Origin of the sequence: Kitasatospora sp. NPDC018058 (assembly GCF_044327205.1) — a bacterium.
In the GTDB taxonomy this organism is placed as follows: domain Bacteria; phylum Actinomycetota; class Actinomycetes; order Streptomycetales; family Streptomycetaceae; genus Kitasatospora.
The window spans coordinates 203,445-227,623 of the sequence record NZ_JBIRFA010000015.1; the positions used below are offsets into that span (position 1 = coordinate 203,445).

General features: G+C 70.9%; 22 protein-coding genes and 1 rRNA gene. 6 read left to right on the forward strand and 17 right to left on the reverse strand.

Features of this window, described 5'->3' with window-relative positions:
• Positions 1-22: 22 nt before the first annotated feature.
• From ACH4E7_RS22650 to ACH4E7_RS22675, 6 genes are all read right to left on the reverse strand, one after another.
• Positions 23-1,822: a bifunctional metallophosphatase/5'-nucleotidase gene (locus tag ACH4E7_RS22650; RefSeq protein WP_396250813.1), complete on the reverse strand. Its 1,800-nt coding sequence runs from the start codon at positions 1,820-1,822 to the stop codon at positions 23-25.
• Positions 1,823-2,027: 205 nt separating this feature from the next.
• Positions 2,028-3,377 carry an ATP-binding protein gene (locus ACH4E7_RS22655; protein WP_396250814.1) on the reverse strand — a complete coding sequence of 450 codons (1,350 nt, stop codon included), beginning with the start codon at positions 3,375-3,377 and terminating at the stop codon, positions 2,028-2,030.
• A gap of 79 nt (positions 3,378-3,456) precedes the next feature.
• The gene (locus ACH4E7_RS22660) at positions 3,457-5,031 is read right to left on the reverse strand and encodes an SCO6880 family protein (protein WP_396250815.1); all 1,575 of its coding nucleotides are present in this window, start codon (positions 5,029-5,031) and stop codon (positions 3,457-3,459) included.
• Between the two features lie 7 nt (positions 5,032-5,038).
• On the reverse strand, positions 5,039-6,304 hold the full coding sequence (locus ACH4E7_RS22665; RefSeq protein ID WP_396250816.1) for a hypothetical protein: 1,266 nt from the start codon (positions 6,302-6,304) through the stop codon (positions 5,039-5,041).
• The gene (locus tag ACH4E7_RS22670; RefSeq protein ID WP_396250817.1) at positions 6,294-7,109 is read right to left on the reverse strand and encodes a hypothetical protein; all 816 of its coding nucleotides are present in this window, start codon (positions 7,107-7,109) and stop codon (positions 6,294-6,296) included. The genes ACH4E7_RS22665 and ACH4E7_RS22670 overlap by 11 nt, the downstream gene beginning before the upstream one ends.
• 168 nt (positions 7,110-7,277) lie before the next feature.
• The gene (locus tag ACH4E7_RS22675; protein WP_355671383.1) at positions 7,278-7,628 is read right to left on the reverse strand and encodes a hypothetical protein; all 351 of its coding nucleotides are present in this window, start codon (positions 7,626-7,628) and stop codon (positions 7,278-7,280) included.
• 248 nt (positions 7,629-7,876) lie between these two features.
• Between ACH4E7_RS22675 and ACH4E7_RS22680 the strand changes: the two genes are divergently transcribed.
• A complete protein-coding gene (locus ACH4E7_RS22680) occupies positions 7,877-9,049 on the forward strand; it encodes an NlpC/P60 family protein (protein WP_396250837.1) in 1,173 nt (390 codons plus the stop codon).
• A 179-nt stretch (positions 9,050-9,228) separates the two neighbouring features.
• Positions 9,229-9,948: a phosphatase PAP2 family protein gene (locus tag ACH4E7_RS22685; protein WP_355671384.1), complete on the forward strand. Its 720-nt coding sequence runs from the start codon at positions 9,229-9,231 to the stop codon at positions 9,946-9,948.
• Positions 9,949-9,978: 30 nt separating this feature from the next.
• Here the strand turns inward: ACH4E7_RS22685 and ACH4E7_RS22690 are convergent, their stop codons facing one another.
• Positions 9,979-10,173: a hypothetical protein gene (locus tag ACH4E7_RS22690; protein ID WP_396250818.1), complete on the reverse strand. Its 195-nt coding sequence runs from the start codon at positions 10,171-10,173 to the stop codon at positions 9,979-9,981.
• A gap of 163 nt (positions 10,174-10,336) precedes the next feature.
• Here ACH4E7_RS22690 and ACH4E7_RS22695 point away from each other — a divergent pair, with 163 nt between their 5' ends.
• Together ACH4E7_RS22695 and ACH4E7_RS22700 are read left to right on the forward strand one after the other, a co-directional pair.
• Positions 10,337-11,230: a hypothetical protein gene (locus ACH4E7_RS22695; protein ID WP_396250819.1), complete on the forward strand. Its 894-nt coding sequence runs from the start codon at positions 10,337-10,339 to the stop codon at positions 11,228-11,230.
• Between the two features lie 371 nt (positions 11,231-11,601).
• Positions 11,602-11,787 (forward strand): hypothetical protein, encoded by a 186-nt coding sequence (locus ACH4E7_RS22700; RefSeq protein ID WP_396250820.1) that lies wholly within the window; start codon positions 11,602-11,604, stop codon positions 11,785-11,787.
• Between the two features lie 16 nt (positions 11,788-11,803).
• On the opposite strand, the gene ACH4E7_RS22705 is transcribed toward ACH4E7_RS22700, so the two are convergent.
• A complete protein-coding gene (locus ACH4E7_RS22705; RefSeq protein WP_355671388.1) occupies positions 11,804-12,196 on the reverse strand; it encodes a metal-sensitive transcriptional regulator in 393 nt (130 codons plus the stop codon).
• Positions 12,197-12,552: 356 nt separating this feature from the next.
• Here ACH4E7_RS22705 and ACH4E7_RS22710 point away from each other — a divergent pair, with 356 nt between their 5' ends.
• On the forward strand, positions 12,553-13,173 hold the full coding sequence (locus ACH4E7_RS22710) for a DUF47 domain-containing protein (RefSeq protein ID WP_030059626.1): 621 nt from the start codon (positions 12,553-12,555) through the stop codon (positions 13,171-13,173).
• 5 nt (positions 13,174-13,178) lie between these two features.
• Positions 13,179-14,174, forward strand: a complete 996-nt coding sequence (locus ACH4E7_RS22715) for an anion permease (RefSeq protein ID WP_396250821.1) — start codon at positions 13,179-13,181, stop codon at positions 14,172-14,174.
• Positions 14,175-14,321: 147 nt separating this feature from the next.
• Here the strand turns inward: ACH4E7_RS22715 and pstB are convergent, their stop codons facing one another.
• The 9 genes from pstB to rrf form a co-directional block, all read right to left on the reverse strand.
• The gene (gene pstB, locus ACH4E7_RS22720) at positions 14,322-15,098 is read right to left on the reverse strand and encodes a phosphate ABC transporter ATP-binding protein PstB (RefSeq protein ID WP_396250822.1); all 777 of its coding nucleotides are present in this window, start codon (positions 15,096-15,098) and stop codon (positions 14,322-14,324) included.
• Between the two features lie 43 nt (positions 15,099-15,141).
• On the reverse strand, positions 15,142-16,215 hold the full coding sequence (pstA, locus tag ACH4E7_RS22725) for a phosphate ABC transporter permease PstA (RefSeq protein WP_396250823.1): 1,074 nt from the start codon (positions 16,213-16,215) through the stop codon (positions 15,142-15,144).
• A complete protein-coding gene (gene pstC, locus ACH4E7_RS22730) occupies positions 16,212-17,189 on the reverse strand; it encodes a phosphate ABC transporter permease subunit PstC (protein WP_396250824.1) in 978 nt (325 codons plus the stop codon). The genes pstA and pstC overlap by 4 nt, the downstream gene beginning before the upstream one ends.
• A gap of 153 nt (positions 17,190-17,342) precedes the next feature.
• Positions 17,343-18,479 (reverse strand): phosphate ABC transporter substrate-binding protein PstS, encoded by a 1,137-nt coding sequence (gene pstS, locus ACH4E7_RS22735; protein ID WP_396250825.1) that lies wholly within the window; start codon positions 18,477-18,479, stop codon positions 17,343-17,345.
• Positions 18,480-18,706: 227 nt separating this feature from the next.
• Positions 18,707-19,198: an NUDIX hydrolase gene (locus ACH4E7_RS22740; RefSeq protein ID WP_396250838.1), complete on the reverse strand. Its 492-nt coding sequence runs from the start codon at positions 19,196-19,198 to the stop codon at positions 18,707-18,709.
• A 112-nt stretch (positions 19,199-19,310) separates the two neighbouring features.
• Complete coding sequence (locus ACH4E7_RS22745; protein ID WP_396250826.1) at positions 19,311-20,399, reverse strand: CHAD domain-containing protein; 1,089 nt, start codon at positions 20,397-20,399, stop codon at positions 19,311-19,313.
• Positions 20,400-20,520: 121 nt separating this feature from the next.
• On the reverse strand, positions 20,521-22,707 hold the full coding sequence (locus ACH4E7_RS22750; RefSeq protein WP_396250839.1) for an RNA degradosome polyphosphate kinase: 2,187 nt from the start codon (positions 22,705-22,707) through the stop codon (positions 20,521-20,523).
• Positions 22,708-23,057: 350 nt separating this feature from the next.
• Positions 23,058-24,020, reverse strand: a complete 963-nt coding sequence (mshD, locus tag ACH4E7_RS22755) for a mycothiol synthase (RefSeq protein WP_396250827.1) — start codon at positions 24,018-24,020, stop codon at positions 23,058-23,060.
• A gap of 72 nt (positions 24,021-24,092) precedes the next feature.
• A 5S ribosomal RNA gene (gene rrf, locus ACH4E7_RS22760) occupies positions 24,093-24,179 on the reverse strand; the annotation flags it as partial.

Sequence of the window (24,179 nt, forward strand, 5' to 3'; positions counted from 1 at the left end):
GCCCCTCAGGATCGGCTCACGGTCAGTCGATGTCGCTGCCCGGGCCGAGGACCTTGATCCGGTCCTGCGCCGGCGGCTTCAGCGGCGAGGCCGCCGAGCTGTGGCCCGCCAGGTAGGCCGTGAAGACGTCCAGGTCGGAGACACCGACGAGCTTGTCGGTGCCGGCCGCGAAGGCCGGGAAGCCGTCGCCGCCGCCGGCCAGGAACTCGTTGGCCGCGACCCGGTACTTGCCGGCCGGGTCGACCGGCGCGCCGTTCAGCCGGATCGAGTCGACGACGACCCGGTCCGCGCCGGCCTTGCGCATGTCCAGGGTGTAGTGCAGGTTCGAGGAGACCTGGAGGACCTTCGGCGCGGCGTCGTTGAGGCCGCTCACCTGCTGCTGGAGCAGCTGGACGAGCTGGGCGCCGGTCAGCGTCTTGACCTGCATCATGTTGGTGAACGGCTGGACGGTGAACGCCTCGCCGTAGGTCACCACGCCGTCGCCCTCGCCGCCCGAGGCCTTGTGGACGAGGTCGGAGCGGATGCCGCCGGGGTTCATGAAGGCGACCTGCGCCCCGCCCTTGGCCGCCGGGGCGAGCCCCTCCAGCTGCGCGTCGGCGATCAGGTCGCCGAGCGGCTTCTCCAGGTCGCTGCTGCCGCGGCCGTTGATGTCCGAGGAGATGTAGCCGATCGGCCGGTTGGCGATCGGGGCGGCCAGCTTGGCGTAGTGGTTGATCAGCTCCGTCATGTCCGGAGCCTTCTCGACCGTGCGGCGCACCACGTGGTTCTCGGCCTTGACCGAGGGGCGCACGATCTCGCCGGTGGTCTTGTCCAGCTTCATGTCGATCTCGGTGAACAGCCGGCCGAAGGAGGCGGCACTGGTCACCGAGCGCGGCACGCCGTTGGGGTCGGGGATGGTGCAGGCGTACGAGTTGTGGGTGTGGCCGGTGACGATCGCGCCGACCGACGGGTCGATCTTCTTGGCGATGTCGACGATCGGCCCGGAGACGCCCTGACCGGCCGGGCCGCAGTCGTAGTTGTAGACGCTGCTGGCCGGGTAACCGCCCTCGTGGATCAGCGCGACGATCGAGTTGACGCCCTTGGACTTCAGCTCCGCGGCGTACTTGTTGATCGTGGTGACCTCGTTGGCGAACTTCAGGCCCTTGACGCCCTCGGCGGTCACGATGTTCGGCGTTCCCTCCAGGGTGACGCCGATGAAGCCGATCTTCACGCCCTGCGACTTGGTCACCCAGTACGGGGGCAGCAGCGGCTTGCCGGTCTGCTCGTCGGTGACGTTGGCCGACAGGTAGTTGAAGTTGGCGCCCTTGAAGGTGCGACCGGGCTCGTAGCAGCCGTCGGTCGGGTGGCAGCCGCCCTCCTGCTTGCGCAGCAGCTCGGCCGCGCCTTGGTCGAACTCGTGGTTGCCCACCGAGGTGACGTCCAGGCCGAGCTTGTCCATCGCCTCGATGGTCGGCTCGTCGTGGAACAGCGCCGAGGTCAGCGGGCTGGCCCCGACGATGTCGCCGGCCGCGACGGTGATCGAGTCGTCGGCCGGGATCCGGGCCTGGCGCAGCTCGGTGGCCAGGTACTCGATGCCGCCGGCCGGGGTCGAGACGACCTGACCGGTGGCCGGGTCGGTCTCCTTGATCGTGCCGGAGGACCCGGCCGGGGGCTCCAGGTTGCCGTGGAAGTCGTTGATCGCCAGCAGCTGGAGGTTGACGGTCTTGTGACGCTTGGCGTTGGCGTCGGCGGCCTGGGCGGCCGTCGGCACGGCCACCGTGCCGAACAGACCTGCGGCGGCGACGACGGCGAGCGCCGTCCGTCGTGATCTGACGGTGAGCATGAGGGATCCCCTGCACCTTCGAGGAGCACCGGCGGCGGACAGCACCGGGCGTTCGGTCATGTGTTGTGCGTGTGCAGCCTAGGGTCAACGCGCGTAGCTGTCAGGGCGTCGGACATAACAAGAGGATTACCTCCTGACGAACCGTCGCCGTCCGAGCGGTGCGCGGACGGCGGAGGAACCGCCCCGATCCCGTCCGGACCGCCGGTCAGACCCCCGGCTCGGCCGCCAACTGCCGTTCGGCCCGCACCCGTTCGGCCACCGCGTCCTCGGTCATCGCGCGGTCGGTGTACACCAGCGGCCGCTCGGTATCGGTGACGATGTGTTTGACCACCTGGACGTTGCCGTTGACGTCCCAGACCGCGATGCCCGGCGACAGAGTCGGGATGATCTCCACCGCCCAGCGCGGCAGGCCCAGCACCCGGCCGGTGGCCCGCGCCTCCTCGGCCTTCTGCATGTAGATCGTCCGGGTGGAGGCCATCTTCAGGATCGCTGAGGCCTCCTTGGCCGCCGCGCCGTCCACCACGTCCGACAGGTGGTGCACCACCGCGACGAAGGAGAGCCCGAGCCGTCGGCCGAACTTCAGCAGCCGCTGGAACAGCTGCGCCACAAAGGGGCTGTTGATGATGTGCCAGGCCTCCTCGACCAGGAAGATGCGCTTCTTCCGGTCCGGCCGGATCCAGGTGTGTTCCAGCCACACCCCGACGATCGCCATCAGGATCGGCATCGCGATCGAGTTGCGGTCGATGTGCGAGAGGTCGAAGACGATCAGTGGCGCGTCCAGGTCGATGCCCTCGGTGGTCGACCCGTCGAACATGCCGCGCAGGTCGCCGTCGACCAGCCGGTCCAGCACCAGCGCCACGTCCAGGCCCCAGGTCTGCACCTCGCCCACCGCCACGCCCAGCGACTCCACCGAGGACAGGTCGGGGTTGCGCAGGGTGTCGATGATGTCGTCCAGCACCGGCTGACGATCCTTCACCGAGGCCACCACATGGGCGTGCGCGGCCTTCAGCGCGAAACCGGCCCGCTCCCCCAGGCCGCGCCCCATCGCCACCTCGACGATGGTGCGCAGCAGCGACAGCTGGCCGGTCTGGGTGATCGCCGGGTCCAGCGGGTTGAGCTTCACCCCGCCGTCCCGGGCCGCCATCGGGTCCAGCCGGATCGGCTTTATGCCCAGCGCGTCGGCGATCAGGTTCCACTCGCCGACGCCGTCCTCGCCCTGCGCGTCGAGCACCACGACCTGGCGGTCGCGGAACCTCAACTGCCGCAGCACGTACGTCTTCTCCAGCGCCGACTTGCCGTTGCCGGACTCGCCCAGCACCAGCCAGTGCGGGGCCGGCAGCTGCTGCCCGTACAGCTGGAAGGGGTCGTACACGTACCCCTTGCCGCTGTACACCTCACGCCCGATGATCACACCCGAATCGCCCAACCCCGGTGCGGCCGTGGGCAGGTAGACGGCCTGCGCCTGACCGGTGGAGGTGCGCACCGGCAGGCGGGTGGTCTCCACCTTGCCGAACATCAGGCTGGTGAACGCGTCGGTGAGGTTGCCGAGCGCCATGGGCGGCCTCCTGGTGCCAGCGATAGGGGTGGACGAGCGCAGTGGGTGGAAGGGCGCAGCGGGTGGACGAGCGCGGCGGTCAGCGGCGGATGCCGGTGGCGAACGGCAGGGTGTTGACGAAGGCCCGGTGGTGCTCGCGGTCGCACCACTCCAGCTTGAGGTAGCTCTTGCCGGCCGAGGCCCGGATGGTCCGCTTGTCGCGGGCCAGCGCGTCCGGGTTGCGCGAGGAGACCGTGATGTAGCCGACCAGGTTCACCCCGGCCGCACCGGAGGCCAGGTCGTCACCGCGCTGGTCCACCCGGCCGGTGTGGGCCAGGTCGCGCGGGTCGACCGTGCGGTTCATCTTGGCCGCACGGCTGGCCTCCGCCTCGTCGTTGGTCTTCTCGGTCAGCATCCGCTCGATCGCGACGTCGGTGGGCTCCAGGTCCATCGTCACCGCGACCGTGCGGATCACGTCCGGGGTGTGCACCAGCAGCGGCGCCAGGAAGTTGACGCCCACCGGGGTGAGCGGCCACTCCTTGATCCACGCGGTGGCGTGGCACCACGGCTCCCGGGTCGCCGACTCGCGGGTCTTCGCGCTCAGGTACTGCGGGTGGGTCGCGTCCAGCTCGGCCGGCCAGGCGTTGCGCCGGGACATCGCCTGGATGTGGTCGATCGGGTGGTCCGGGTCGTACATCGAGTGCAGCAACGAGGAGAGCCGGGCCTGGCCCAGCGGCTGGCGCACCCGGATGTCCGCCTCGGCCAGCCGGGCGCAGATGTCGGTCAGCTCGCGGGCCATCACGGCCGCCAGCCCGTCGTCGTCCCGGGCCCGCCCGCCGGTGGCGGTGCGGCCCATCGCGTGCGCCTCGGCGGCCAGGTCCCGGGTGTAGTGCATGCAGGCCACCAGGTACGCCCGGTGCTGCTCCGAGGAGGTCGACACCATCGACTGCAGCTGGTCGTACGACTCCTTCAGCCAGCGCGGGGCGTCGTGGTCGCCGCGCCGCTCGACGTCCTTGGCGTGCGCGTCCGGGTCGGCCGGCAGGGTGCGGGCCAGGATCTGCAGCCGGGTCACGAAGCCGTCGCCGTTGGCGACGTGCTTCAGCAGCGTGCCGAAGCGGTCGACCAGCGCCTCCTGGTCCTCCGAGTCGCGCAGGCCCACACCCGGGCCCTCGATCTCGATCGCGGCCGTCACCGTCCGCCGCTCCAGGTGCATCAGCACCCCGACCTCGTCCGGCCCGAACGGCGCGGTCAGCCAGCGCAGCCGCCCCACTCCGGGCGGCGGGCCGATCTCCACCTCACGGCCGTCCATCCGGGTGCCCGCGTCCATGGCGTCCGACCGCCACACCGCGCGCCCGCTGCGGACCGTCCGGCGGTAGGTGCGGTTGATCTCCATCCACTTGTAGAACGTCCGCTTGCGGTACGGCACGTAGACCGCCGCGATGGCCAGCGTGGGCAGGCCGATCAGACCGGCGATCCGCAGGCCCAGGATCGGCATCAGCAGACCCCAGAGCATGCCGAGGAACGCCCCGAAGATGATCAGCAGGATCTCGCCGGACTCCCGGTTCCGGCCGATCGGCGCGTTCGGGCGGGCCTTGCCGATCAGGTAGGTGCGGCGCTGGTGCACGTACGGCTGGGCGTACTGGGCACCGTACTGGCCGAGCGGTTCGCTGCTCACTTACCCGTCACCCTCCCTTCGCTGGATTGCTGTCGCGGATCGGAACCGGGGCCTGCGGCGGCCCGGCCTGCGCGGGTGGCGCCGGCGTCCGGCCGGCGTGCGCGGCGATGCCCGGCGCGACCGAACCGCCGCCACCCGCGCCGGCCGCCTGCGGACCGCGGTCGCCGTGGGTGGTGATGCCCTGCTTCATCAGGTTCGCGGTGCCGTTGATCATCGCCGAGCCGGCCTGCACGGCACTGGCCCGGGCCCGACGCATGTTCAGCATCTCGTCGCCGAAGGTCGGGACGAAGCGGTACACCGCGGCACTCGCGAAGATCGACAGGAACAGGATCGCCAGCCCGGACAGCACCCGGGAGAAGTCGTCGTTGGCCCCGGCGCCGGTCGCCACCGCACCCGCCAGACCCAGGATGATCACGATGATCGGCTTCGCCAGATCCACCGCCAGCATCATCCCCGCCCACCGGCGCACGTGCTTCCACAGCTGCCGGTCCACCAGCCCCGCGTACACCGCCGTCCCCAGCAGCGCGCCCACGTACAGCATCGCCGCCCGGATCACCAGCTCGATCCAGAGCACCGCCGCCGCCAGCACCGCGATCAGCGACACGATCACCAGGATCAGCGGGCCGCCGCCGACGTCCCCCTTCTCCAGGGTGTCGGCGAACCCGCCCAGGTACGTCCCGGTGTCCGACTTCGTGCCGACCGCGATCGCCTTGGTCAACCCGTCCGTCACGCTCACCACGGTGTACAGGATCAGCGGCGTGAACGCGGAGGCCACCACGGTCAGCCACAGGAAGCCGATCGCCTCCGAGATCGCCGTCGTCAACGGCGCCCCGCGCACCGCCCGCTTGGTCACCGCCAGCAGCCACAGCACCAGCGTGATCACCGTCGACACCGCGAACACCACGGCGTACTGCTGCAGGAACGACGCATTGGTGAAGTCCACCTGCGTCGTCCCGTCGATCGCCCCCGACAGCTTCCGCACCACCCACGCCGCCGCCTGGGCACAACCCTTGGCGAGCGAGCCGAGCGGATCGGTCACGTTGTTGACGGTGCCGCCGCCGGGGATGACGACCGCTCCGTTGGGGGCGCAGCCGGCGTCGCTGCCCGGGATCGGGAGATCGACCTTCTGACAGGTGGGCGTGGCGGTCGGCGACGGCTCGGCGAACACCCGCTGGGCCGCCAGCATCGCCGCCACCTGAAGCGTGGCCACCGCACCGGCCACAGTGCCGGCGCGGCGTGCGGTGGATCGGCGTGAGGTCTGGTCAACGGGCATAGCGGAACCCCCCGAACTGCTGGACGGCGCCGGTGATCTCCTCGGCGGTGGCGGCCTGCTGGTCCCCGGGCATCGGCGCGGGGCCCTGCCTGGTGGTGAAGTCGGTGAGCTTCCAGTCGCTGCCCGCCCAGTGGAGCGAGAGCGTGAGGGTGAACCAGTTCGCGGTCACCGGATGGACGGAACGTTCGCCGGTGAGGCCGGTGAGGCCGGTGCACCACACCTCGACCTTGGCGTCCCCGCCGTTGTAACCCGTCGACTTGGTGCCGACCGGGACGGTGCGGCTGACGAAGGTGAGGCCCTTGGGGGCGCGGCCCTGGGCGTCGAGGCCGTAGCGGGCGGCGGTGTCGCCGCCGAAGCCCTGGTCCAGCCGCCCCTGCAGCGCGCCCACCGCGCCCGGGTCGGCGATGGCGGCGACGATGGTGTGGCGGCTGTCGGCGCGGAACATGTCCGCGGAGCCGATCGCCACCGCGTAGTTGGTGGCGGCGGACTGGGCGCCCTGTTCGGTGTGCGGGAAGCCGGACGCGATGCCGTTGACGGTGGTGCCGACGGGCTGGTCGCCGCTGGCGGCCGGGCCGGCACCCGAGGAGGCACTGGGGGCGGCGCGGTCGGCGGAGCTGCCGCCGCTGCCGGGGTCGGGTCTGCCGCGGTTGGCGATGGAGATGGCGACCACGAGCAGGGTGACGACTACGAGGACGGTCAGCAGGGCGCGCAGTGGGCGCGACTGACCGAGGGTCGGCGGGGAGGAGGGCTGTTCGCCGATCGGCAGCCGCGTACGGGTGTGCGGCTGGTCGTCGGACAACGGCACGGCGGCCCTCCTGGTGCGGGGAGCCGCGGGCGGCTCCGGGGGCCCTCCGCCCGGGGGCGGGCGCGGACGGAGGGTGGGAACGGGGGTGGACTCCTGGGCGGGTCGGCCACTGGGGAGGTACGGGCGGGGACCTGTCCTCAGGTGGGCCGGGTCACTGCTGTCCGATCGTCAGATCGCCATGCCGTAGACAATGGTGAACAGAGTGCCGAGTGATCCAATGATGAACACGCCGGTCAGCCCGGCAATGATCAGCCCCTTGCCCTGTTCGGCGCCGAAGCTGTCGCGCATCGCGGTCGCACCGATCCGCTGTTTGGCGGCACCCCAGACCGCGAGGCCGAGGCAGACGAGGATGGCGACGGCCATGATGACCTCGACCATCACCCGGGCCTCCGAGCCGAGGCTCGCGAACGGCCCCCAGTCCGGGGCGATTCCGCCGATGATGGTGTCGATGTTCGGCTTCTTGGGTGGGTCATCGGCCAGGTGGCCGACCGCATAGGTGTGCACGCTGCTCAGGTTCATTTCCATCTCACCGCCCGATCAGGCAAATTCAAGGGCCCGGACCCCGCCCGCGCGAAGGGTCGGTACCTATTCTTGGCCAGATCTGATGTCGACTTGGCTACTTCTCGCGGATTGGTCGTGAGGCATCGGACACGTACGCGAGGATGTCCACCGTACGAAGGATAGCGCTCACTCCTTGTATCTCTGATGATTGCGGTGAGCAACGCCTTCCGGGACACTTCGACTGACGATTCGTCGGGATGGTGCTGATGGTACTCCGGAAGGCCGGTACGGCCGCCGTCGCTGCGGGAGTTGTCGCGTTCGGATTCATCGGCCTGGTGACGATGGGGACGTATGCGGCAAGTGGGACGCCGCAGCAGTCGGCGAATCGTTCCGCCCTCTCTCCGGGAACCGTTCCGGCCGCTTACCAGGACGCGATCCAGAAGTGGGGATCGCTCTGCCCGGAGATCTCCCCGCCGATGCTCGCGGCGCAGCTGTACCAGGAAAGCGGTTTCGACCCGAAGGCCCAATCCGGCGTCGGGGCGCAGGGAATGGCGCAGTTCATGCCGGACACCTGGCCGATGTACGCCACGGACGGTGACGGGGACGGCAAGAAGGACGTCTGGAACCCGTACGACGCGATCGCCTCGGCGGCGGTCTACGACTGTGCGCTCGCCAAGGACGTCGTCGGCGTACCGGGTGACCCGCAGGCCAACATGCTGGCCGCCTACAACGCCGGGCCGTACGCGGTGACGAAGAACAGGGGCGTCCCGCCGTACAAGGAGACCCAGGGCTACGTGCGGAACATCCAGGCGATGGCACGCAGTTTCACCGCGCCGACCGCCCCGCTGGAGGTGTCCGCGCAGTCGGCCGCCGCGATCTACTTCGCGCAGACCAAGCTCGGCACGCCGTACCTGTGGGGCGGTGAGGGACTGCCCTCGCAGAACGGGCAGTTCGACTGCTCCGGGCTCACCCATGCCGCGTACGAGACCGTGGGCATCAACCTGCCGCGGGTGGCCAACGACCAGTGGTACGCCGGCCCGCACCCGTCGCGCGATCAGCTGCGGCCGGGGGACCTGGTGTTCTTCGCGACCGACCTGAGCGATCCGCGCAGCATCCACCACGTCGGGATCTACGTGGGCGGCGGCTACATGATCAACGCGCCGCACACCGGGGCGGTGATCCGCTACGACAAGATCGACACCCGGGAGTACATCGGTGCGACCCGGGTCACCTCGGACGGCGCCCAGGCGCTGCCGACCCGCAACGGCAACGGCGCGGTCAACGCCCCGAGCCGTCCGGGCAGCACGACCCCCGTCGCGCCCATCGCCGTGCCCACGGCCGCCCCGGCGGACGCCACGGGCCAGCCCTCCCCCGTCCGTCCCGCCGTGGCCGCCCCGCCCGCTCCGGCCGGGCCCGGCCTCCCGGTCGGGGGCGGCTGAGCCGGCCGTCGACCTGTGTGTGCCCTGTGGACGCTGAGTCAAGTTTCCATAACCGCGCGTTTCCGTGGAACGCTGTGCCCCGGCGATGACGTTGGGTCCGGTGGCCCCTCGTCAGCTTTCCGCGCCGGGCGGGCCCCGGCCGGAACGAACAGGTGCTGCGGATCAGAAGGAGGTGCGGCGTGTCGACGCCGCTTGCCGACACGACCAACCCCGACCTCGGTCTGCTGTACGCCGTCAACGGCCTGGCCAAGAGCTCCCCGCGGTGGCTCGACCACCTGGTCTCCTGGGTGGGCGAGTACGGCATCCTGATCGGCCTCGCCATGCTCGGGCTGGTGGCCTGGCTGCAGGCGAGACGCCGGCCGGACGCGCCGGTGGCGATCGCCGGACTGCTCTGGGTGCCGCTCTCGACCGCCGTCGCCGAGTTGGCCAACCTGCCGATCGCCGCGATCGTGGACCGGCCGCGGCCCTTCGTCGACCACCCCGGGCTGCTGGTGCTGGTGGACGGCAAGGCCGGCACCCACTCCTTCGTCAGCGACCACTCGACCATGACGATGGCCGTCGCGGTGGCGCTGTTCCTGGTGAACCGGAAGCTGGGCTGGATCGCCGGGGGCCTGGCCCTGCTGCAGGGCTTCTGTCGGATGTTCATGGGCGTCCACTACCCGACCGACGTGATCGGCGGCTTCGCGCTGGCCGTCGCCGTGGTGCTGCTGCTGGCGCCGATCGCGATGGCGGTGCTGGTCCCGTTCTGCCACGCGCTGAGCCGGACGGCCGTCGCCCCACTGATCCGGGCGCCGGAGCGCGGCGGCACGGCCCGCGGCGCGGCCCCGCGCGGCCGTCGGCGCGGGCGGGGGGCGGTGCGTTCCGAGGAGCAGCCGCCGGAGTCCGACCTGGCGGCCTGAGGGCCGCAGGAACCGGTTCCGGGGAGAGGTCTAGTCCGGCTCGCCGGCGCCGTACTGGGCGAGGTGCCCGGCTCCCTCGCGGCGGGCCAGGTCGCGCGAGCGGCGGGCTGCGGAGTACCAGCCGCAGCTGCAGGTCGCGAAAGCAAAGGAACCGCGTTCGCTGACCGCGACACGGTGCTCGGGCATCCGGGTGGTGCCGGGGGCCACCGGCAGCTCACTGCGCACGCCGTTCACCGTAACGCGCCGGATGCCCCGCGCGCGACGCGCCCCGGCTTCCCGGACCCGTAACCCTTCGCCGCTCAACTCGTTTGCCCGGAAAGAGCATCTGCCCACCCGGTGGTGTCCCGGCAGGGCAGTCGGGCCCGAGGGGGTTGTCGCGAGGATGAAGATGACCGACCAGCAGCGAACCGGGCGGCCAGCGCGCCGTCCGGGGCCGCACCTGCGCTCGGCGGCCGGGGCCGCCCTGCTCGCCGCCGTCCTGGCCGTGGGGGCCGCCGGGTGTTCGGGCCACTCCGGCGGCGGTTCCTCCGACCAGGGGGCGCCGGACCAGCTGGCCGGCGACCCGCTGACGGCGGTGCGCAACGCCGCCGACATCACCGGCCGCACCGGCGCCGCGCACACCGCCACCGAGTTGGTCACCGAGTCCGCGGAGAAGAAGGCATCCTTCACCGGGACCGGCGGCTACGACTACGTGAAACGGATCGGCCGGCTGGAGGTCCAGGTGCCGCCGGGGGCGGCGACCACCGGGAAGATCGTCGAGGTGGTCCTGCCGGGCACCGTCTACCTGCAGAACAGCGGCGCGAAGGTGCCCGCGGGCAAGTGGGTCAAGGTGGACGTGCGTCAGCTGCCGGACGGCAACCTGGTCAGCAGCGGCGCCACCGACCCGGCCTCGGCGGCGGGCGCGCTGCGCGGGGTTCAGAAGGCCGAGCTGGTCGGCACCGAGACCGTCGGCGGCGCCTCGCTGCACCACTACCGCGGCACCCTGGACCTGGCCAAGGCGGCCGAGGCGACCGGCGGTCGGGGCGGGGACGGCCTGCGGATGGGCGGTCAGACCTTCACCGTGAAGGAGGTCCCGTACGACGCCTGGCTGGACGACCAGGGCCGGCTGCACAAGGTGGTCGAGGTGTTCACCTTCGCCGGGGTCGCCGGGTCGAAGGAGGCCAAGGACCAGGTGAAGGTGACCTCGACGACCTCGCTGTCGGACTTCGGCAAGCCGGTCGAGGCCGCCGAGCCGTCGGCCTCGGACATCTACCAGATGAAGCCCTCGGAGAGCCCGAAATAGGGCAATTCCGATGATTCGCGCCGGATCGGCGTGCGGCGTTGGGGTGTGTGTATCGCAAGGCGGAGGATGGGGCACCTCCCGGCCGAGGGCTGGGGCCACGGCGACTGACGACAACGCGGCGAGACGCGTGCCCCGACGCCGCGCGCCCGGCGGGAATCGTCGGACACGCCCCGGGTCCGCCTGGGCAGTGCTCCGGCGCCGGGGCGAGACGGGGCGCCGCCGGAGCGGGTGACCGTCCGGGGAGCGACGGCCACCCGTTTCGGCGGCGCCGAGATGGCCCGTCCGTGCCATGTGGACGGGCCCCGGAGTGCCTAGGCTGGAGGTCGGGTGGCTGCCGCCCGGGCTGGCGAGGCACTGAAGGGGTGGTGCAGGTGGTGTCGTCCACGGGCGGCCGCAGCGGCGGCCACGACGACGCGGCCCTCGACGAGATCGAGCTGGCCGGCGAGCTGATGATCGCCGCGACGGCCAGCAGCGGTGACCGGCTGCCGACCGAGCGGATCGACGAGGTGCTGCTGGACCGGGCGGACCCGGGCCAGGGTCAGCGGGAGGGCGACTAGCGGACGGCCCGGGAGCTCAGCTGCGCAGCAGTCGGCCGATCGCGGCCGAGGCCTCCGCGACCTTGGCGTCCAGCTCGACGCCGCCCTGCTCGGCGGCCGCGGCGACGCAGTGCCGCAGGTGCTCCTCCAGCAGCGAGAGCGCGAAGGACTGCAGGGCCTTGGTGCTGGCCGAGACCTGGGTGAGCACATCGATGCAGTAGACGTCCTCGTCGACCATGCGCTGGAGGCCGCGGATCTGGCCCTCGATCCGGCGCAGCCGCTTCAGGTGGGCGTCCTTCTGGGCGCTGTACCCGTGCGGGCCGTGCCCGCCCTGATGTCCTGCGGCGGCCGCGGGTACGGCGGGGGTGCCGGCCTGCGGGTCGGTCCCGTGCGCGTGGTCCGGCTCGGTGCGCGCTTGCGTCGTGGTCATCGGCCCGCCTTCGTCTGAGTGCCTGGTGGCTGCGTCGGCCACCAGTGTCCAACACCGGGGCCTTCCGTGGTGTTCCGACGGCCCACCCGGCATGTGCCGAAGGGCCTGGTAGGGGCCCCGCGCGGTTCACCCGTCTGAGCGGCGCCCGGTCCCGCGCGCGCACGACCGGGACAATCCGGTCGAGGTTCCGTCAGACTGTGGCTGATGTCCGCGCGTGGCTGTGCGGTCCGGGCCGACCGGCGCGGCGGCCGAACGGAAGGGGAGGATCCGCCTCCCTCCTCGCCACCCCGTTTGCGCGATTGCGCTTGGTTGCACCTAGCATCGTTCAGTCCCTACCCCGCACATCGGAGATTTCCGTGCGTTTTAGCCTGACCCCGAAGGAGACGAGCTTCTACGACATGTTCGCCGCCGCCGCGGAGAACCTCGTCGTCGGATCGAAGCTCCTGCTGGAACTGCTGGGATCAGACGTGTCAGCCCGCGCGGAGATCGTCGAGCGCATGCGCGCCGCCGAGCACGCCGGGGACGACACCACCCATGCCGTCTTCCACCAGCTGAACTCCTCCTTCATCACGCCCTTCGACCGCGAGGACATCTACAGCCTCGCCTCGTCGCTGGACGACATCATGGACTTCATGGAGGAGGCCGTCGACCTGGTCGTCCTCTATGACATCCAGACGCTGCCGAAGGGGATCGAGCAGCAGATCGAGGTGCTGGCCCGGGCCGCCGAGCTGACCGCCGAGGCGATGCCGAACCTGCGCAGCATGTCGAACCTCACCGAGTACTGGATCGAGGTCAACCGGCTGGAGAACCAGGCCGACCAGATCCACCGCAAGCTGCTCGCCCACCTGTTCTCCGGCCAGTACGACGCCATCGAGGTGCTGAAGCTCAAGCAGGTCGTGGACGTCCTTGAGGAGGCGGCGGACGCGTTCGAACACGTCGCCAACACGGTGGAGACCATCGCGGTCAAGGAGTCCTGACCCCCGTGGACATGGCAGCACTCATCGCCGTCATCGGCGTTGCCTTCTTCTTCACCTACACCAACGGCTTCCACGACTCGGCCAACGCGATCGCCACGTCGGTCTCCACCCGGGCGCTCACCCCCAGGGCCGCGCTCGCGATGGCCGCGGTGATGAACCTGGCCGGCGCCTTCCTGGGCAGCGGGGTGGCGCACACCGTCTCCAGTGGGATCATCGAGACCCCCACCGGCAACCAGGGGATGGCGATCCTGTTCGCCGCCCTGGTCGGCGCGATCACCTGGAACCTGATCACCTGGTACTTCGGTCTGCCGTCCTCCTCCTCGCACGCGCTGTTCGGCGGCATGGTGGGCGCGGCGCTGGCCGGCGGCACCGAGGTGATCTGGAGCGGGGTCCTCGACAAGATCGTCATTCCGATGATCGTCTCGCCGGTGATCGGCCTGATCGGCGGCTTCCTGGTGATGCTGGCGATCCTGTGGATCTTCCGCCGGGCCAACCCGCACCGCGCCAAGCGCAACTTCCGGGTCGCCCAGACCGCCTCGGCCGCCGCGATGGCGCTGGCGCACGGTCTGCAGGACGCGCAGAAGACCATGGGCATCGTGGTGATGGCGCTCACCATCTCCGGCCACCAGACCACCGGCGACATCCCGGTCTGGGTGAAGATCTCCTGCGCGACCATGCTCTCGCTGGGCACCTACGCGGGCGGCTGGCGGATCATGCGGACGCTCGGCCGCAAGATCATCGAGCTGGACCCGCCGCAGGGCTTCGCGGCCGAGGCCACCTCCTCGGCGATCATGTACATCACGTCGTTCGTCTTCAAGGCGCCGATCTCCACCACCCACGTCATCACCGCGGCGATCATGGGTGTGGGGGCCACCAAGCGGATCCGCGCGGTGCGTTGGGGTGTCGCGAAGAACATCGTGCTCGGCTGGTTCATCACGATGCCGGCGGCCGCCATCGTCGCAGCGCTGATGTACTGGTTCGTCCACCTGTTCTGGGGCTGAGACCCGGACGGCCCGGACGCCGCCGCCGGCCGGTGGCGAACGGGCGGACGACACAGCAGGGCCCGCCCCCACATCTCGGGGGCGGGCCCTTCTTCATGTCCCGCGGCGGCACCGCCATGCAGCACCGCGGGACAGCTGGGGTCCGGCTTAGCCGAAGCGGCCGGAGATGTAGTCCTCGGTCGCCTGGACCGACGGGTTGGAGAAGATCCGCTGGGTGTCGTCCAGCTCGATCAGTTTGCCCGGCTGGCCCACGCCGGCCAGGTTGAAGAAGGCGGTGCGGTCGCTGACGCGGGCCGCCTGCTGCATGTTGTGGGTCACGATGACGATGGTGAACTGCGACTTCAGCTCGCCGATCAGGTCCTCGATGGCGAGGGTGGAGATCGGGTCGAGCGCGGAGCAGGGCTCGTCCATCAGCAGGACCTGCGGCTCGACCGCGATGGCGCGGGCGATGCACAGACGCTGCTGCTGACCACCGGAGAGGCCGGCGCCCGGCTTGTTCAGCCGGGTGTGGACCTCCTTCCAGAGGTTGGCGCCCTTCAGCGAGCGCTCCACCACCTCGTCCAGGACGGCCTTCTTCTTCACACCCGCGAGCTTGAGCCCGGCGACCACGTTGTCGTAGATCGACATGGTGGGGAACGGGTTCGGACGCTGGAAGACCATGCCGACCGAGCGGCGCACGGCGACCGGGTCGACGTTGGCGCCGTAGAGGTTCTCGTCGTCCAGGAGGACCTTGCCCTCGACCCGGGCGCCGGGGATCACCTCGTGCATCCGGTTGAGGGTGCGCAGGAAGGTGGACTTGCCGCAGCCGGAGGGACCGATGAAGGCGGTCACCGAGCGGGGTTCGATGCTCATCGAGATGTCCTCGATGGCCTTGGTGGTGCCGTAGTAGGCCGACAGTCCGCTGACGTCGATGCGCTTGGCCATGATCGTTGCTTCTCTCGTCTGTCTTCGTACGTCAGTGGATCGCTCAGTGTCCGCCCTTGGGCGAGCGCCAGCGTGCGATGCCCCGGGCGATGAGGTTGAGCCCCATCACGAAGGCGATCAGCACCAGCGCGGCGCCCCAGGCACGGGCGTAGCCGTTGTCGTTGTTGACCACCGAGTACTGCTGCCAGATGTACATCGGCAGGGACTGCTGCGGTCCGTCGAACGGGTTGGTGTTGATGGCGTCGGCGCCGAACACCAGCATCATCACCGGGGCGGTCTCGCCCGTGATGCGGGCGACCGCGAGCATCACACCGGTGGTGATGCCGCCGATCGCGGTGGGGAGGACGATCCGCAGGATGGTCTTCCACTTCGGCACGCCGAGTGCGTACGAGGCCTCACGCAGCTCGTTCGGGACGAGCTTGAGCATCTCCTCGGTGGACCGCACCACGACCGGGATCATCAGGATCGCCAGCGCGAGGCTGCCCGAGAAGCCGGAGTAGTTGAAGCCCAGGGCGAGGTTCCAGAGCGAGAGGATGAACAGACCGGCGACGATCGACGGGATGCCCGTCATGACGTCGACGAAGAAGGTGACGGCCTTGGCGAGCCCGCCACGGCCGTACTCCACCAGGTAGACGGCGGTCAGCAGACCCAGCGGGGCGGCCATCGCGGTGGCCAGGGCGACCTGCTGCAGGGTGCCGATCAGCGCGTGGTAGATGCCGCCGCCCGGGCCGGACTGGATCACGCCCTTCATCGAGTGGCTCAGGAAGTTCCCGTTGACCGCGCCGATGCCCTGCTGGATCGTGTAGACCGTCAGCGAGACCAGCGGGACGACGGCCAGGATGAAGGCGACCCAGACCACCGAGGTGGCGAGCCGGTCCTTGGCCTGGCGGCGGCCCTCGACCTGGGCCGAGACCAGGTAGCCGGCCACGACGAACAGCAGGGCCGAGATCAGCCCCCACTGCAGGTGGCTCTTCAGCCCGCCGACGGCGCCGATTCCGCAGCCGACCGCGATCGAGCCGACGGCGACGACGGGCGGCGTCCACTTGGGCAGCCGGTTGGCGGTCAGCGTCCGGCCGATCGGCCGGGTGTCCGACGGGACGGTCGTGGCGGCGGTCATGCGTTGGCCCCCGAGTACTCCTTGCGGCGGGCGATGATCAGTCGCGCGGCACCGTTCACCAGCAGGGTGATCACGAACAGGACGAGGCCGGAGGCCATCAGCGCGTTACGGCCGTTGTCGCCGGCCTCCGCGAACTTCAGCGCGATGTTCTGCGCGAAGGTGCCGCCGCCCGCGTCCAGGATGTGCAGCGACAGGACGCTGTTGGCGGAGAGCACCACCGCGACCGCGATGGTCTCGCCGAGCGCGCGGCCGAGGCCGAGCATCGAGGCCGAGATGATGCCGGGGCGGCCGAACGGCAGCACCGCGGTGCGGATCATCTCCCAGCGGGTCGCGCCGAGCGCGAGCGCCGCCTCCTCGTGCATCCGCGGCACCTGGCGGAACACCTCGCGGGAGACCGCGGTGATGATCGGCAGGACCATGATCGCCAGCAGGATGCCGACGGTGAACAGGTTGCGCGGGGTGCCGGTCTTGGTCTGGTCGAAGATGTACGTCCAGCCCAGGTACTGGTTCAGCCAGCTGGTCAGCCCGTCCAGGTGCGGGACCAGGAACAGCGCGCCCCAGAGTCCGTAGACGATGCTGGGGACGGCGGCGAGCAGGTCGACCAGGTAGGCGAACGGCTGGGCGATCCGCCGCGGCGCGTAGTGCGAGATGAACAGCGCGATCCCGATGGCCACCGGGACGGCGATCGCCATCGCGATGACGGCGCTGACGATGGTGCCGAAGGCCAGGACGGCGATGCCGAAGACCGGCTTCGGGGCATCCGGCGTCCACTCGAAGGTGGTGAAGAAGTTGCCGTCGTTCTTGCTGAGGGCCATGCCCGAGCGCCAGGCCAGGAAGCCGGCGATCGCGGCCATGATGACCAGCAGCAGGATGCCCGCACCGCGGGCGAGGTTCATGAAGATCTTGTCGCCGACGCGGCTGTCGCGCTGTCGGCGTTCCCTGCCTCGCGGGGCGGCAGGGGAGGATGAGGTCATTGGTCTACTCCGGTCTGGTGGCGCCGCCCCGGAAGGGGGACGGCACCATGGCGGCGGTGCCCCGGACGTTGGTGCTGAGTCGTTGGTGCGTTCCGGTGGGACGGCCCCGGCCCCCCTCGCTCACGGGGCCGTCCCACCGGTGGTCCTGTCAGGTCAGGCGAGGGCGGCGACGGCGGTCTTGACCTTGTCGCCGACGGCGGCCGGCATCGGGACGTAGCCCTTCTCGCCGATGGCCTTCTGGGCGCCGTCGCTGATGGTGTAGGCCAGGAAGGACTTCAGGGTGTCGAGGGTCTCGGCCTTGTTGCCCTTGTCGCAGGCTATTTCGTAGGTCACCAGGACGATCGGGTACGCGTTGTCGGCCTTGGTGCCGTAGTCCAGGGAGAGGGCGAGGTCGCCGTCGGTGCCCGTGACGGTGGAGGAGGCCAGGGTGAGCGCCGCGTTGGCGGCGGTCGCCTCGACGGGCTGGGCGGCACCGGTGGAGATCTTGGCGCTCTTCAGGTTGTTGATCTGGGCGAAGGACAGCTCGGCGTAGCCGATCGAGTTCTTGACCTGCTTGATCTGGGCGGAGACACCGGCGCTGCCGTTGGCGGACTGGCCGCCCTTGCCCTTCCACGCCTTGTTCGGCTCCGCGCTCCAGGCGCCGCCGGAGGTCTTGGCGAAGTAGGAGGTCAGGTTGAAGGTGGTGCCGGAGTCGTCCGAGCGGTGGAACGACTGGATCTCCGCGTCCGGCAGCTTGGCGCCCGGGTTCAGGGCGGCGATGGCCGGGTCGTTCCACTTGGTGATCTGCGAGTCGAAGATCTTGGCGGCGGTCGGGCCGTCCAGGACCAGGTTGTCGACGCCGTCGACGTTGTAGACCAGGGAGACCAGGCCGGCGACCATCGGCAGGTCGACGGCCTTGCCACCGGTGCAGACCGCCTTGGAGGCGTCGACGTCGGCGGGCTTCAGCGCGGAGTCGGTGCCGGCGAAGGCGACCTTGCCCTGGTTGAACTGCTGGACACCGGCGCCGGAGCCGCCACCGCTGTAGTTGACGGTGATGCCGGAGCAGGCGGCGCCGAAGCTGGCCTTCCACACGTCGATCGCGTTGGCCTGAGCGGTCGAACCGGCGCCCAGGAGCGTGCCGGCCTTGCCACAGTTGACCGCGGCGCTGGCCGCAGCGGAGCCGCCGGAGCTGCCGGACGCCGTGTTGGTGTTGTTGTCGTCCGAACCGCAGGCGGCGAGCGACAGCGAGCTGACGAGCGCCATGGCACCGATGGCGAGGGCCTTGGAGCGGCCGTTCCGCTGGAGCTTCACAGGGGTGTCCCTTTCTGTGGCATTGCCCGTCGCGCAGACCCTACGGATACGGCCGAGCGCGGGTTTTGCTGTGGTCCGGGGCCCGTGCGGCCCTCCGGTAGTCCCGAAAGTAGGCCGGGCAGGTGACACGACAGAAGGTCGCAAGTGAACGGGGAGTGAACCTCGAACGGATGGCAGGAAACTACGTCACGTAGTAACGGTTGCGTCACGGCAGGGGCGCGGGGAGATCACTTCCATCGTTCCTTCACCGGCGGCTCCCCGCTCGGACGCACCGGCCCAGGGCCTGTCCGGCGAGGATCCGCCGGCCAGGCCCTGACCCCCAGGATCACCAGCAGGGCGTCGATCAGCAACCGGTCGCGGTCGTGCGTCAGCCGGGCCCGGGCCTTCCCGGCCGGCAGCCACTCCAGCCGGTCCACCTCGCGGTTCGCACGGAAGGCACCGCTGGTCGGCACCGCCGCCCAGTACCGGACCTCCTTCGGACGGCCCTGCGCCAGGTAGTGCTGGGTGGGCAGCTCCGGACCGAGCAGGCAGTGGAAGCCGGTCTCCTCCCACACCTCGCGCAGCGCCGCCCCGACCACCCCCTCGCCCGGGTCGAGCTTGCCCTTCGGCAGGCTCCAGTCGTCGTACTTCGGACGGTGGATCACCGCGATCCGCGGGCGGCCCAGCTTGCCGCTCGGCTTCGGCCGGCCCGGCAGCCACAGCACCGCGCCCGCCGCCATGATCACCGGGGCGCGGCCCGCCCCGGTGGTGGGGGTGTCCTCTGCCTGCCCGGGGTTCAGGCTCTGCCCGGTGCCCGGGCGGGGCTGCCCAATGCTCAGGCGATCACGCAATTCAGGCCGTCCGTGGTGCGGGGGAATGCCCCCAGCCCTCGGCAGGGGGGATCTCCAGCCAGCCGTCCAGGCCGAGCGGGAGGTCGGGCCACCGGCGGCCGAAGGCGTACCGCGCCGCCTCCACCTCCAGTCGCTGATCAGCATGCACCACGCCCAGCACGTACGCGGTCGCGGGGGTGATCCGCGGGGTGCGCGCTGCGGTCGCGGCGGTCACCGCGGCGTCCGCCGCCTCCTGGTGCCGGCCCAGCACCGCGTCCAGCTCGTCCAGTTCGGAGGACGGGCGGCCGCACACCTCCAGCGCGTACCGGGCCCGCTTCACCAGGATCCGCAGCCGGGACCAGGGCGCGTCGTCGGCCGCCAGCGCCGTGTCCGCGTCCGTCGCGCCGCGGGCCGTCGGCACCGCGCCCAACCGGCGCAGCCCGTCCCCGCCGTACGGCGTCGCGGCCCGCTGCAGCGGCAGCTGCTGGGCGCTCGCGGACATCGCGGTGAACGCGGCCGCCGCCTGCGGCAGCAGTACCGCCGAGGCCCGGCCGCCGGCCGCCTCCAGCAGCGGCGCCTCGCCGACCAGCAGGGTCATCCGGTCCGCCAGCGCGTGCAGCCGGGCCGAGCGGAGCTCCTGGAGCACCGTGGAGTGCGCCCGGGTCCGGGCCAGGGTCAGCTGCCGGTCCAGCAGCGCCCGCGCCTTGGGCGCGCCCGCGTGCCCGGCCAGCATGCCCGTCCCCTCCGGGTCGCTGCCGCTCAGCGAGTCCAGCGCGCCCAGCAGCCGGGCCGAGCGGCGGACGTAACCGGGCTCCAGCGCCAACAGGTTGAGCAGCCAGCGCAGCTCGGTGCGCGACTCCTGCGCCCAGGTCTGCTCGAAGACGGCGCCGAAGGAGTGCAGCAGCCCGCCTATCCGCCGGACGGCCCGCAGCAGGTCGGCGGTACCGGCCGCCGGGACGGCCGCGGCCGAACCGGGTCTGGCGCCGACCTCGCCCACCGCGAGCGGCAGGGCACGCAGGAACGCTCCGGCCTGGGCGGTGAGCTGGCGGGAAAGGATGTCCCCGGCGGTCGCGGTGGAGGCCGCCTGGGCCGTCATCGGCGCATCGGTCATGGCGTGGTAGATCCCCGTTCCCCCGGGGCCGTCCCCCGGGGCTGGTGGCCGACCGCCGGAGCAGGTTCCCCTCGGGGCCCCAAGGCCCGGACTGCTCCGGCGGCTCGCATCAGTGGACGCGTCAGCGCGAGGTGGCGGCCCGGCGGCGCTGGCGCGAATCGATGAGCAGGTCCTGGACGTGCCGCAGCGGCCGGCCCTCGGCGTCCTGCGAGTGGCGGGTCCACGCGCCGTCCGGCTCCAGGTGCCAGGACTCGGTCTCGTCCGACACCCCGAGGTCGATCAGCCCGGACAGCTCGGCCCGGTGCGCCGGATCGGTGATCCGCAGCAGCGCCTCGATCCGGCGGTCCAGGTTGCGGTGCATCATGTCGGCACTGCCGATCCAGACCTCGGGATCGCCGTTGTTGCCGAACACGAAGACCCGGGAGTGCTCCAGGAAGCGGCCCAGTACGCTGCGGACCCGGATGTTCTCGCTCAGCCCGGGCACGCCCGGCCGGATCGCGCAGATGCCGCGCACCCAGACGTCCACGGGCACCCCGGCCTGCGAGGCCCGGTACAGCGCGTCGATCACGGCCTCGTCGACGATCGAGTTGACCTTGATCTTCACGTACGCGGGCCGGCCCGCCCCGTGGTGGGCGATCTCGTTGTGGATCCGCGAGACCAGCCCGTCGCGCAGGCCGCGCGGGGCGGTCAGCAGGCGGCGGTAGGACTCGCGGCGCGAGTAGCCGGACAGCCGGTTGAACAGGTCCGAGAGGTCCGCGCCGACCTGCGGGTCGGAGGTGAGCAGGCCGAGGTCCTCGTACAGCCGGGCCGTCTTCGGGTGGTAGTTGCCGGTGCCCACGTGCGAGTAGCGGCGCAGGGTGTCGCCCTCCTGCCGGACCACCAGCGACAGCTTGCAGTGGGTCTTCAGCCCGACCAGGCCGTAGACCACGTGGCAGCCGGCCTCCTCCAGCTTGCGGGCCCACTTGATGTTGGCCTGCTCGTCGAAGCGCGCCTTGATCTCGACCAGGACCAGCACCTGCTTGCCGGACTCGGCCGCGTCGATCAGCGCGTCCACGATCGGCGAGTCGCCCGAGGTGCGGTACAGGGTCTGCTTGATCGCCAGCACGTCCGGGTCGGCGGCGGCCTGCTCCAGGAAGGCCTGCACCGAGGTGGAGAAGCTGTCGTACGGGTGGTGCAGCAGGACGTCGCGCTCGCGCATCGCGGCGAAGATGTCCGGCTGGGAGGCCGACTCGACGTCGGTCAGCCCGCGGGCCGTACCGGCGACGAACTTCGGGTACTTCAGCTCCGGGCGGTCCAGCTCGGCGATCCCGAACAGGCCGGTCAGGTCCAGCGGCCCGGGCAGCGGGAAGACCTCCGCCTCGGTGATGTTCAGCTCCCGCACCAACAGGTCCAGGATGTAGGGGTCGATCGACTCCTCGACCTCCAACCGGACCGGCGGGCCGAAGCGCCGCCGCATCAGCTCCTTCTCCAGGGCCTTGAGGATGTTCTCGGTGTCGTCCTCCTCCACCTCCAGGTCCTCGTTGCGGGTGACGCGGAAGGCGTGGTGGGCCAGCACCTCCATCCCCGGGAAGAGCTCCTCCAGGTGCGCGCCCATGACGTCCTCCAGCGGGACGTACCGCTGGGGCGAGGCCTCCAGGAAGCGGGCCAGCGACTGGGGCACCTTGACGCGCGCGAAGTGCTTGTGCCCGGACACCGGGTTGCGGACGACCACGGCCAGGTTGAGCGAGAGCCCCGATATGTACGGGAAGGGGTGCGCCGGGTCGACGGCCAGCGGGGTCAGCACCGGGAAGATCTTCTGCCGGAACAGGGTGTGCAGCCGGGCCTGCTCCTTCTCCGCCAGCTCGGGCCAGCGGACCACCTCGATGCCCTCGGCGGCGAGGTCCGGCAGCACCTCCTGCTGGAAGGCGGCGGCGTGCCGGGCCATCAGCTCGCGCGAGCGGGTCCAGATCAGGTCCAGCACCTCACGCGGCTGGAGGCCGGACGCGCTGCGCTGGGCGACACCGGTGGCGATCCGGCGCTTCAGCCCGGCGACCCGGACCATGAAGAACTCGTCCAGGTTGCTCGCGAAGATCGCCAGGAACTTCGCCCGTTCGAGGAGCGGGATCCCCGAGTCCTCGGCGAGTTCCAGGACTCGCTCGTTGAACGCGAGCCAGCTCCGCTCGCGGTCCAGGAAGCGGCCCTGCGGCAAGGCTTCGAACTCCCGCTCGTCCGTGGTCGGCAACTCCGGCGGGATCCCCAGTGCACCGGACATCCGGGCCGTCGGCGACAGCGGGGCAGAGACAGGGCGGGGGATGCTCATGGGCTCCAGCTCCTCCAGCAGCAGGACGGCGTCCGGACGCGAATGGCTCTGCGGGCCGTCGTCCTCGCCCCGGGTCACCCCCGGGGACAGCGCCCACCCACCAGGCGCGGTCCGTACAGGACCGGCCGACGAATGGCGGTCGACTCTGCACGAGCGAGACACTACGGACTTCATCCTGTGATCTTCGCGGCAGCAATTGAATCCACGGTAAACACCGCATGGCCAGGAGGAAAGCTGAGTCGGTCGGAGCAAGGGGCGGTGCCGTTTTCCACCCTTCGCCCGACCGCTCGGGGCGGCCGGATTGTTCCTCCGGTACGGCCGGGACGCCCGTCCTGGACGGTCCGGCCGAACGGCGAGGGTCAGGCCGACCGGTTCGCCTGGTACTGGGCTCGGTACATGAGGTCCACCTCGTGAACGGTGAATCCCAGTCGTTCATATACCCGGACGGCGGCCGGATTGTCGGCGTCGACGTAGAGAAGGACCGTCTCCAGTCCACGCTCGCCGACCCCGGAGCCGGTCAGGTGGCGCAGGCCGGCCGCAGTCAGCGCACGGCCGAGTCCACTGCCTTGCTCGGCCGGGTCCACCCCGACCACGTACACCTCACCGAGCTCCGGCTCGGTGGCGGTGGCCGGGTGCACCTTGGTCCAGTGGAAGCCGACCACCGTGCCGCCACGGGTGGCCAGGAAGAAGCCGGCCGGGTCGAACCAGGGCTCGGCGAGGCGCTCGGCCAGGTCCTGCTCGGTCCAGGAACCCTGCTCGGGGTGGTGGGAGAAGGCCAGGGCGTTCAGCCGCAGCCACTCGGCATCGTCCTCGCCCGGGCGGAAGGTGTGGAGCTCGATGCCCTCGGGGAGGGCGACGGCCTCGGTCTGAGGACCGGTCCGGCGCATCTGCCGCAGCTCGCGGACCAGCTCGGCACCGTACGCCTCGGCCAGGTGCCGGGCCGCCGGGTGGCCGCCGTGCACCCAGAAGTCCACCGCGTCGCGGCCCGCCCGGTGGGCCTCCGCGAGCACGGCCTCCACCAGCGGGCGGGCTAGCCCGCGGCTGCGGGCCGCCGGGTCGATGACCAGCTCGGCGGCGGGGTTGGCGGTCGGACTCTCGGGGACTTCGAGCTGGCCGTAGCCGACGACGGCTTCGCCTTCGTTCCGGATGAGGTGGGTGATGCCCGGGCGGGGCGTCTCGGCGTTACGCAGCCGGAGCCGGCCCTGCTCGGACACGGCGGCCCGGCCGTCGACCGCCTGGGCCTCCGCCAGAACACGCAGGGCGCCGTCGCGCTGCTCGGGGCGGAGCACGTTGTCCGCAATGACCGCTGTCTGATCGTCCATGCACTGACGATACGTCAACGGAAATGCGAAAAGCCCCTGATCCGAATGGATCAGGGGCTTTTCCGAAGAATTGTTCGGCGGCGTCCTACTCTCCCACAGGGTCCCCCCTGCAGTACCATCGGCGCTGTGAGGCTTAGCTTCCGGGTTCGGAATGTAACC

What these genes read in the sequence shown, in the direction of transcription:
- ACH4E7_RS22650 (WP_396250813.1), bottom strand. Translation starts at nt 1,822, where the DNA reads ATGCTCACCGTCAGATCACGACGGACGGCGCTCGCCGTCGTCGCCGCC.
- ACH4E7_RS22655 (WP_396250814.1), bottom strand. Translation starts at nt 3,377, where the DNA reads ATGGCGCTCGGCAACCTCACCGACGCGTTCACCAGCCTGATGTTCGGC.
- ACH4E7_RS22665 (WP_396250816.1), bottom strand. Translation starts at nt 6,304, where the DNA reads ATGCCCGTTGACCAGACCTCACGCCGATCCACCGCACGCCGCGCCGGC.
- ACH4E7_RS22675 (WP_355671383.1), bottom strand. Translation starts at nt 7,628, where the DNA reads ATGAACCTGAGCAGCGTGCACACCTATGCGGTCGGCCACCTGGCCGAT.
- ACH4E7_RS22680 (WP_396250837.1), top strand. Translation starts at nt 7,877, where the DNA reads ATGGTACTCCGGAAGGCCGGTACGGCCGCCGTCGCTGCGGGAGTTGTC.
- ACH4E7_RS22695 (WP_396250819.1), top strand. Translation starts at nt 10,337, where the DNA reads ATGACCGACCAGCAGCGAACCGGGCGGCCAGCGCGCCGTCCGGGGCCG.
- ACH4E7_RS22705 (WP_355671388.1), bottom strand. Translation starts at nt 12,196, where the DNA reads ATGACCACGACGCAAGCGCGCACCGAGCCGGACCACGCGCACGGGACC.
- pstB (WP_396250822.1), bottom strand. Translation starts at nt 15,098, where the DNA reads ATGGCCAAGCGCATCGACGTCAGCGGACTGTCGGCCTACTACGGCACC.
- pstA (WP_396250823.1), bottom strand. Translation starts at nt 16,215, where the DNA reads ATGACCGCCGCCACGACCGTCCCGTCGGACACCCGGCCGATCGGCCGG.
- pstC (WP_396250824.1), bottom strand. Translation starts at nt 17,189, where the DNA reads ATGACCTCATCCTCCCCTGCCGCCCCGCGAGGCAGGGAACGCCGACAG.
- ACH4E7_RS22740 (WP_396250838.1), bottom strand. Translation starts at nt 19,198, where the DNA reads ATGGCGGCGGGCGCGGTGCTGTGGCTGCCGGGCCGGCCGAAGCCGAGC.
- ACH4E7_RS22745 (WP_396250826.1), bottom strand. Translation starts at nt 20,399, where the DNA reads ATGACCGATGCGCCGATGACGGCCCAGGCGGCCTCCACCGCGACCGCC.
- mshD (WP_396250827.1), bottom strand. Translation starts at nt 24,020, where the DNA reads ATGGACGATCAGACAGCGGTCATTGCGGACAACGTGCTCCGCCCCGAG.